Below are 7,796 nucleotides of genomic sequence, written 5' to 3'. Positions count from 1 at the left end.
GAAATAATAGCGCTCGACCTCGCCGCTCGACGGCAGCCGGAACTCGGCCAGCCGCGCCGTCCATTGATGCAGCGTTTCCTGGTCCGGCGCCCTGAAGGCAACATGGTGAACCGCACCGGCACCTTGCCGTGCCGGCGCCAGTCCCGGCTGCACCAGGACATGCAGCTCCGCCGCCGGCCCGCCCTCGCCCATTTCGAAGACGTGAACCTGGCCCTCCGGCGAGGCATAGTCGCGCGCCTTGCGCATGTTCATCACCGTGGTCACCACCGCCTCGGTGTTGGTGATGTCGGGAACGCTGATGACGATCGGCCCGAGCCCGCGGATCTGGTGCTCGGCCGGTACGGGGCTTTGCGCCCAGGGATGGCTGCCGCCCTTGCCGCCATCGCTGACCAGGCGCAGACGCTGGCCCTCGGGATCTTCGAAGTCCAGTGACGCATAACCGCCGATGTCGCCGATCTCTCCTGTTGCCAGGCCTTCGTCGGTCAAGTGTTGCTTCCACCAGGCAAGGCTCTCCTGGCTGCCGACCCTGAGGCTGGTCCGCACGATGCTGTGCGTGCCGCGCCGCTCGCGGCCGACCGGCCAGTCGAAGAAGGTAAGGTCGGTGCCCGGTGTCGCTTCGCCGTCGGCATAGAAGAGGTGGTAGGCCGAGGTGTCGTCCTGGTTTACGGTCTTCTTGACCAGCCGCAGACCCAGCACCTTCGTATAAAAATGAAGATTGCCAGGCGCATTGGCGGTGATGGCGGTCAGATGGTGGATACCTGTCAGTTGCAAGCTCATCGTCGTCTCCCTGCTGTTGGGGAACAATTTTCTCCCTCCATATCAGAACTGCGGCCACCCCGCTGAAGGCCTCGTATTCCGACAGTCCGTCGCCGGAAACTGAACAGCAGCGCCCAGAGCACGTCCTCGCTATGAACAATCGGAAGTCGCGAACCTGCCTTCGGCACCGTTCTATGCGGCGAAAAGCGATGCCTTGCCTGCGGCGCGCGCACTGGTCGCAACTATCGTCTCGCGCCTGACATCCTCCTGACAGACTGCTGTCAGGAGGGGTATGCGATAGTACCTCCATACAGAGAGAGGAGACTGGCCATGAACGGTTACACCATTCTGCGCGGCATGCAGCACTATGTCGGCAAGATCCGCACGATGCGCAACGAGATCCGCACCCAGCGGTTCATGAACTCGCTGCCGGCGGATATTCGCAAGGATATCGGCTGGCCGGACATGTATGCGGACCGTGGCCCTCGCGGCAATTGAAGCCAATTTTTCGACCCGGCGATTGGATGTGGGCGCGTCAACGCCCAGATAACAGGTCCGGTGCGTGAGGATGGGAGCGAGCTTGTGCCCGAACAGAAGACGATCGGTTTCCTTTTCATCGAAGGTTTTGCCGACTGGGAGTATGGGCTGCTGGCCGCCTCGGCGGTCGAATGGTTCGGTGCCCGTGCCGTGTCGCTGACGCCTGATGGCAACCCAGTGACCGGGATCAGCGGCTTTCGGCTGACGCCCGATCGATCGGCCGGGGCGGATGAGAATGATGATCTCGACGCCATCGCCGTCATCGGCTCCGATGAGTGGGCCGGCAAGGCACCGCCCGATGTTGCCGATCTGCTCAATGCTGTTGCATCGCGCGGCGGCGTGGTCGGCGGTATCTGCGCGGGAACGCTGGCGCTGGCCCGCGCTGGCCTGTTCGAGAACGCCAGACACACCAGCAATGGCCGCGACTGGATCAATGGTCATGAGGCCGGCTATGCCGGCGACAGCCTCTATCAGGATGTGCCGCATGCCGTGGCCGACGGCAAAATTGTTTCCTCGCCCGGTTCGGCACCAGGCACCTTCGCACTCGCCTTTCTGAAGACGCTCTACCCCGAAAGAGGCAGCGATCTCGTGCAGATGCGAACGCTGTTCGCCAAGGAGTATGCTGAAGCCTCCTGACAGTATGCTGTCAGGAGGCGCGTGCAATGGTGCGAACCTCAGACACCCGTGCATCGGCGGTCGAAAGGACGATCGATGAAGAGTTGGAACGACAGACTGAACACACCAGGCATCAACGGCGTCAAGCCGACGCCGCGCACGATGACCGATGTCGTCGAGGGCCAGCCGATGTTGGTGCCGACGGCGCGCCAGGTCGATGATTTCATCCGCTCGATTCCCGAAGGCGTCGAGATGGATGTGCGTGCGCTGCGGACAGCACTTGCCGTCGAGCATGGCGCCGAAGTGACATGCCCGGTCACCATAGGCTATCATTTGCGCACTGTTGCCGAAGCCGCCAACGAGGATCTCCAGCGCGGCATGACGCTGAGTGACGTGGCACCGTTCTGGCGCGTGCTCGATGCGAAAACGCCGACGACGAAGAAACTGTCCTTCGGCGCGGAGTTCGTCGCCGCGCAGCGCAAGCGCGAAGGGCTGAAACCATGAGGCATGCCGCCCAAAAGTGTTCTGCGGTTTTGGGATAGCGGCATGTGCGAAAACACCATGCATGCCGCCCAACGGTGGACCGGTTGGGGGCGACATGCATAGAGACAACGCCGAGGGACCATACGATGCGCCGCGCCGACAGGCTCTTCCAGATCGTGCAGCATCTGCGCGGTGGCCGACTGGTCACCGCCCAGAAGCTCGGCACGTGGCTCGAGGTTTCCGAGCGAACCATCTATCGCGACATTGCCGATCTGCAGTCGACCGGGGTGCCGATCGACGGCGAGGCCGGCGTTGGCTACATGATGAGGGAGGGGTTCGACCTTCCGCCGCTGATGTTCACGCGTGACGAAATCGTCGCGCTGGTCGCCGGCGCCCGCATGGTGCGTGCCTTTGGCGGTGCCGCCATGGCGCGCGCCGCCGACGAAGCGCTGGTCAAGATCGGCGCCGTCCTGCCCGACGCCGAAAAGGACCGCATTGCCCGCACCGAGATCCACACGCCGATGTGGGCGGTCAGCGACGCTGCCCGCGAGGCCATCGACCTGATCGAGCGCGCGGTCGAAAAGCGCCAGGTGCTGACCATCGACTATTCCGACGAGGCCGGCCGCGGCACCGCCCGCGATATCCGCCCGCTCGGCCTGTGGTTCTGGGGCAAGGTGTGGACGCTGGTCGCCTGGTGCGAGATGCGCGACGATTTCCGCGCCTTCCGCATCGATCGCATCGCCTCGGTGGTCATCGCCGGCCGCATCTTCAAGCCGGAGCGCGGCAAGCAGCTTGCCGACTTCTACCGCGCGGTGGAGCGCAGCGAGGATTATGGCATGGCGCCGGATCGCGCCGCGCGCAGCTGAACTGTTGACCCAATAAAAAAGCCCGCTCGAAGCGGGCTTTTTTCTTGGAATATCAGACAACCTTACTCGTCGTCGTCATTGTCCGTGTTCTTCGACTTCAAGGCCGAGAGCTTGGCGAACACGGCGTTGGCGTCGAGTTCGGCGTCCTCGTCCTTCGGCTTCTCGGGAGCCGGCACCAGCCGCTCGGTCAAGGCCGCCGGCAGCAGCGTGTCGCCGACCGGCTGCGCCTGTTCGCGGCCGCGCGAGGCGCGATTGACTTCCATGTCGAGGTCGATCTGCGAAGCGAGGCCCAACGTGACCGGATCCATCGGCTGCAGATTGGCCGAATTCCAGTGCTTGCGCTCACGGATCTGTTCGATCGTCGACTTGGTGGTGCCGACGAGACGCGAGATCTGCGCGTCCTTGAGCTCGGGGTGGTTGCGCACCAGCCACAGAATCGCGTTCGGCCGGTCCTGGCGCTTCGACAGCGGCGTGTAGCGCGGACCCTTGCGCTTGGATTCGGGCACCCGCACCTTGGGGTCCGAAAGCTTCAGGCGCTGGTTCGGGTCCTTCTCGGCACGGGCGATCTCGTCGCGGGTCAGCTGTCCGGTCATGATCGGGTCCATGCCCTTGATGCCTTGCGCCGCTTCGCCATCGGCGATTGCCTTGACCTCGAGCGGGTGCAGTCCGCAGAACTGCGCGATCTGCTCGAAGGAAAGTGCGGTATTGTCGACCAGCCAGACAGCGGTCGCCTTGGGCATCAGCAGCGTATTGGCCATTTTTACAAATCCTTCTCGTTCGCCCGCGTTCCCGCGCGGGCGGTGGTTTAGAGCCACCAAAATGGGAAATTCGCGGTCTGTATAACCGCTCTCGGGTCGTTTCGCAACGTTTTTGGAGCAAAGACCGCACCGCGTGCGCTGCGCGCTCCCAAGACCGCCAGATCGCCCGGAGCGCGGCCGCCCCCTGTTCGATGGACGGCACAAAAATCGCGCGTCGGCTTTCCGGCCTGTCGGTTATCGGCCCGACAGCTCCACCTTATCCCGGTTCGAATGTCTCGAAACGGTGGCGGCCCAGTTGTCATCCAGGTTCAGTAGAATGGCGAATATGGCTCCAGCTCCGCTCGCGTGAAGATGGAAATGGGGTGGTCAATTCGCGCGACAACGCCCGCCCCCAAATTGATGCCCGTCCCGTCGCAAACACTAAAGACTTTCGACCGCGTTCCGATCAGCACATGGACCGGTTTTCCTGCCTGGACGGGGTATGTACTGTTGTGAATGAAAAGGACCCCGCTCGCTTGTAGCGTGTCGTGCGCATTGCCGTTGCTGCTCGAAATTTCGACGTAGTCGCGACCTGCGAATGAATTGTTCGTCCAGATGCCGACAACTCCTTCCACCGAGAGCCAACCATTCGCCCAGCCGTCCGCATCGCGCGGATAGTATTGTCTGAACAGGCGATAGGTCACGCGATCCGATAGCCAGAAAACCGTTACGTAGCCGTCCATGTCCGGCACATAGGTGAACCAGATGCCGGTCTCGCTCGTTGCGCGCAGGCCATCCGAATCGTATGGATCCAGATTGTTGGCACTGACGAAATCCATTGAGAGCGGTACCGGATCGGTCACGGCATGATCGTAGAGTTGGGTGAGCGTCCACCGCCCATTATAGTTGAACCACTTGTCGAAGTAGGTTCCTCGATCGACCGTGTTCAGGTCAATCCTCTGCAATTCCCCCCGTTCGACCGGACCAAAAGGAACGGGCCCCAGGTCCGGTATGTCGAGGCGTGGTATCATAACCGTGCTGGTCGCCGGTCGTTGCGACAATCTGCCTAGATCGAGCAAGGATCCTGTTTTGCCAACCGCCGATCGCACGTTCCGCGCAATCAGGTCCGCCCGACAGTCTCGCCAATAGTGCCCAGACCGGACCTTTTCGAACGCGACCATCTCTTCGATCAGATGGTCGACATCTTTGGCGGAACGTCGTGTCTTGGAAAGGAAGGCGTTCTGCTTGCCAAGCAATTTCTCTCGCGCCTTGGCCTCGCCTTCCAGGAGGTCCGTGTCGAATGGCAGTTTACATCCCTGTGTTGGGACAAAACCGCTTTCATGCTTCGTGTGGAAATCGACCTTTGACTTGACCATGCGACCTCCAGCAGTTTCTTGTCATGGTGACGGTGCGCTTCTTGCTGCTCGCCACCTGTCGCCGTCAGAACTTCACGGCAAGATCGACCTTGGCGCCCTGATCGACACCGCCGCCGCCGAACTGGCCGGTGTAGGACAGGCCGAGCTTAGCGTTGGAAGCGAGGTTGAAGTCGAGCCCAGCCTCGATGACGGCCGCATCCCTGGCGATCGGCACCCCGGCGATGGTGAAGGCGTCGCCGCCAGCGAAGGCGAAGGTCGAGGTCGGCGTGACGTCGCCGAAGGCATGACGCCAGCCGAGCATGCCGCGCGCGGTGACGTTCATGCCGCCAAACGCGAAGTCCGAGGAACCGCGCAGGCCGAGCGTGGTGAAGGTCGCATCGGTGGACGTACCGGCGCTGGTCAGTGCCGCATCGCCACCGTCTTCGGTGAAGCCGTCGGTATGGACGCTGACATAGGCCAGGTTGGCGAACGGTTCGAACTTGAATTGTCCGGCATCGGCCTTGTAGGCGAGTTCGCCAAAGACTTGCGCGGTGCCGGCATCGTAGTCGGCCGACAACCCATCCGTGAAGCCGTTGAAAGCAACCGAGCGGTTGGTCGAAAGGCTGCTCCAGCTGTAAGCAGCGCCGGTGCGGAAAGCGATGGCGCCCCAATTGGTGCCACCATAGAGACCGAGATGATAGCTGTCGCTCTTGCCCGAAGAATTGCGATCGTCGGCATCGAAGCTCGAATGGCTGTAGCCGCCGAGCAAACCGACACGCCAGCCGCCCACCAGCGTGTCGGCGCCCGCCAGCAGGCCCCCCGTCGAACGATCGAAGGCAGCGGCGTTGCCCTCGCTGTCGGTATTGCCCCAGGACCCGAAAGCCTGGCCCCAGACGGCAAAGCGGTCAGTATCGGCGGCAACCATTTCAGGGCCACCATCGCCATAGGCCATGACCGGCAATGCGGCCGCGCCAACATCGCCGAAGGCGGCGCGGATACGAGAAGTGGCCGCATCGCGCACGAAGCGGCTGTCCTCGAGCAGCATGCCCTTGGCCGAGGCGTGGACTTCGCCCGAAAGCTGGTCGAAGGCAGCGCGTGCCTCGGCATCGGTGGCCAACCCGGCGACGGCGCCGAACACAGCCCCACCGGTCAGGCTGTCCAGACCTTCGCCGGTGGCGATCTGGTTCGGCGTCAACCCGGCGTCAGTGAAGGCGCGAACCTTGGTTACATCGAGATAGGCATTGTAGGCGTCGTAGGTGTCCGTCACGGACAGGAAGGCGGTGCTGGTGACACCGGTCAACGCCTGGAATGTCGTCCCGCCAAGCCCGCTGCCGGCGGACACCACCATGTAGGTGCCGACGGCGAGGCCCTGAGCCGTTACCGCCAGCGTCGCGCCGGACAGATCGGCCGTTCCTTCGACTGCGAACCGGTCGGATGCACCCGTGCCATTGATATCGACGGCCAGCACCGAGCCGGCCGCGAACGTCGCATCGCCGGCAAACTGGTTGGTGACATCGCCGGCAATGCCATTGGCCATGGTCAGCCTGCCATTGTTGGTGAAGTTCGACAACGCCTTGAATGTCGTCGTCACCGGGCTATTATAACCGACGGCGGCGGTGACAATGTCCTTGCCAGCATCATTGGTCAGTGTGCCGCCACCAAACTCATTGATGCCGGCGGTGTTCCAGGTTGCGTTATTGGCGACAATATTGGCGGCGGTGCCGAGCTTGACGGTGCCAAGCAGCCCGCCATTGTTGGTGAAGGTCACCGGCCCACCCGAGGTCTCTACCGCCACAAGGCTAGCTATCTCCGAGCTGTTGCGCACCAGACCGCTGGTGGTGATGGAGATCGCCTGGCCCGCGGACGACACCGCCTTGATCGCCGCGTCGCCGCCTTCAACCGTGCCTGTCGCCGTGATGGTGGTGGCACCGGCGCCGTTGTTTTCGACCTGGATGCCGGTGAGGCCGCCACCGGCTCCGGCGGCGTCGACTATGACGCCGCCTGTCGTTGTGGTACCGGTTCTTGCCAGGATGCCGGCACCGGATGCACCGGTCACCGTACCTTTCGCCGTAACCTTGGTGGCGCCGGTGCCGAAGTTGAAGGCAACGAGGCCCGTGTTGGCGCCGCTGACGGCCTTGGCGTCAATCGTCAGGTTCTTTCCTGAGGTCCGGGCATAGATGCCGGGACCGGTGGTCCCGGTCACCGCGCCTTTTGCCGTGACTTGGGTGTCGCCTGTGCCCGCATTGTAGGTGTAGATTCCATAGTCGCTGCCGCTGGCCGCCGCCGCGTCGACCGTCAGGTCGGTGGCGTTGGCGTTTGCCGCAACGCTGGCAATCGTGCCGTCTGGATTGAGCGTGATGGTGCCGTTGACGGCTACGATGCCTGTGTAGCCGGTTCCCGCTACGTCGCCCTTGGCGGTAACGCTGGTCACGCCGCTGCCCCTGTTC

General features: G+C 63.0%; 8 protein-coding genes. 4 read left to right on the top strand and 4 right to left on the bottom strand.

Annotation, left to right across the window (positions count from 1 at the left end):
* A partial coding sequence (locus EN914_RS16860) for a VOC family protein (RefSeq protein ID WP_127389164.1) occupies positions 1-777 on the bottom strand: 777 nt, incomplete at its 3' end.
* A 309-nt stretch (positions 778-1,086) separates the two neighbouring features.
* Here EN914_RS16860 and EN914_RS16855 point away from each other — a divergent pair.
* The 4 genes from EN914_RS16855 (at position 1,087) to EN914_RS16840 (ending at position 3,257) form a co-directional block, all read left to right on the top strand.
* Entirely contained in the window at positions 1,087-1,254 is a 168-nt protein-coding gene (locus EN914_RS16855) for a hypothetical protein (RefSeq protein ID WP_013529241.1), read from the top strand.
* 84 nt (positions 1,255-1,338) lie between these two features.
* Complete coding sequence (locus EN914_RS16850) at positions 1,339-1,929, top strand: DJ-1/PfpI family protein (RefSeq protein WP_024502992.1); 591 nt, start codon at positions 1,339-1,341, stop codon at positions 1,927-1,929.
* 75 nt (positions 1,930-2,004) lie between these two features.
* Positions 2,005-2,412 carry a hypothetical protein gene (locus EN914_RS16845; RefSeq protein WP_024502991.1) on the top strand — a complete coding sequence of 136 codons (408 nt, stop codon included), beginning with the start codon at positions 2,005-2,007 and terminating at the stop codon, positions 2,410-2,412.
* Between the two features lie 125 nt (positions 2,413-2,537).
* Positions 2,538-3,257 carry a YafY family protein gene (locus EN914_RS16840; protein ID WP_024502990.1) on the top strand — a complete coding sequence of 240 codons (720 nt, stop codon included), beginning with the start codon at positions 2,538-2,540 and terminating at the stop codon, positions 3,255-3,257.
* Positions 3,258-3,319: 62 nt separating this feature from the next.
* On the opposite strand, the gene EN914_RS16835 is transcribed toward EN914_RS16840, so the two are convergent.
* From EN914_RS16835 to EN914_RS16825, 3 genes are all read right to left on the bottom strand, one after another.
* Positions 3,320-4,015 carry a DUF1013 domain-containing protein gene (locus EN914_RS16835; protein ID WP_013529237.1) on the bottom strand — a complete coding sequence of 232 codons (696 nt, stop codon included), beginning with the start codon at positions 4,013-4,015 and terminating at the stop codon, positions 3,320-3,322.
* Positions 4,016-4,323: 308 nt separating this feature from the next.
* Complete coding sequence (locus tag EN914_RS16830) at positions 4,324-5,370, bottom strand: hypothetical protein (RefSeq protein WP_024502989.1); 1,047 nt, start codon at positions 5,368-5,370, stop codon at positions 4,324-4,326.
* Between the two features lie 64 nt (positions 5,371-5,434).
* Positions 5,435-7,796: autotransporter domain-containing protein (locus EN914_RS16825; protein WP_127389163.1), on the bottom strand; the 2,362-nt coding region annotated here is incomplete at its 5' end.

Origin of the sequence: Mesorhizobium sp. M7A.F.Ca.CA.001.08.2.1 (assembly GCF_003998455.1) — a bacterium.
Taxonomy (GTDB): domain Bacteria; phylum Pseudomonadota; class Alphaproteobacteria; order Rhizobiales; family Rhizobiaceae; genus Mesorhizobium; species Mesorhizobium ciceri.
Note: the sequence above shows the minus strand (reverse complement) of the source record. Positions and strands in the feature narration are given on the sequence as shown.

Excerpts from the sequence above, each read along its gene's own strand:
- EN914_RS16855 (WP_013529241.1), top strand. The coding sequence starts at position 1,087 with ATGAACGGTTACACCATTCTGCGCGGCATGCAGCACTATGTCGGCAAG.
- EN914_RS16830 (WP_024502989.1), bottom strand. The coding sequence starts at position 5,370 with ATGGTCAAGTCAAAGGTCGATTTCCACACGAAGCATGAAAGCGGTTTT.
- EN914_RS16845 (WP_024502991.1), top strand. The coding sequence starts at position 2,005 with ATGAAGAGTTGGAACGACAGACTGAACACACCAGGCATCAACGGCGTC.
- EN914_RS16840 (WP_024502990.1), top strand. The coding sequence starts at position 2,538 with ATGCGCCGCGCCGACAGGCTCTTCCAGATCGTGCAGCATCTGCGCGGT.
- EN914_RS16835 (WP_013529237.1), bottom strand. The coding sequence starts at position 4,015 with ATGGCCAATACGCTGCTGATGCCCAAGGCGACCGCTGTCTGGCTGGTC.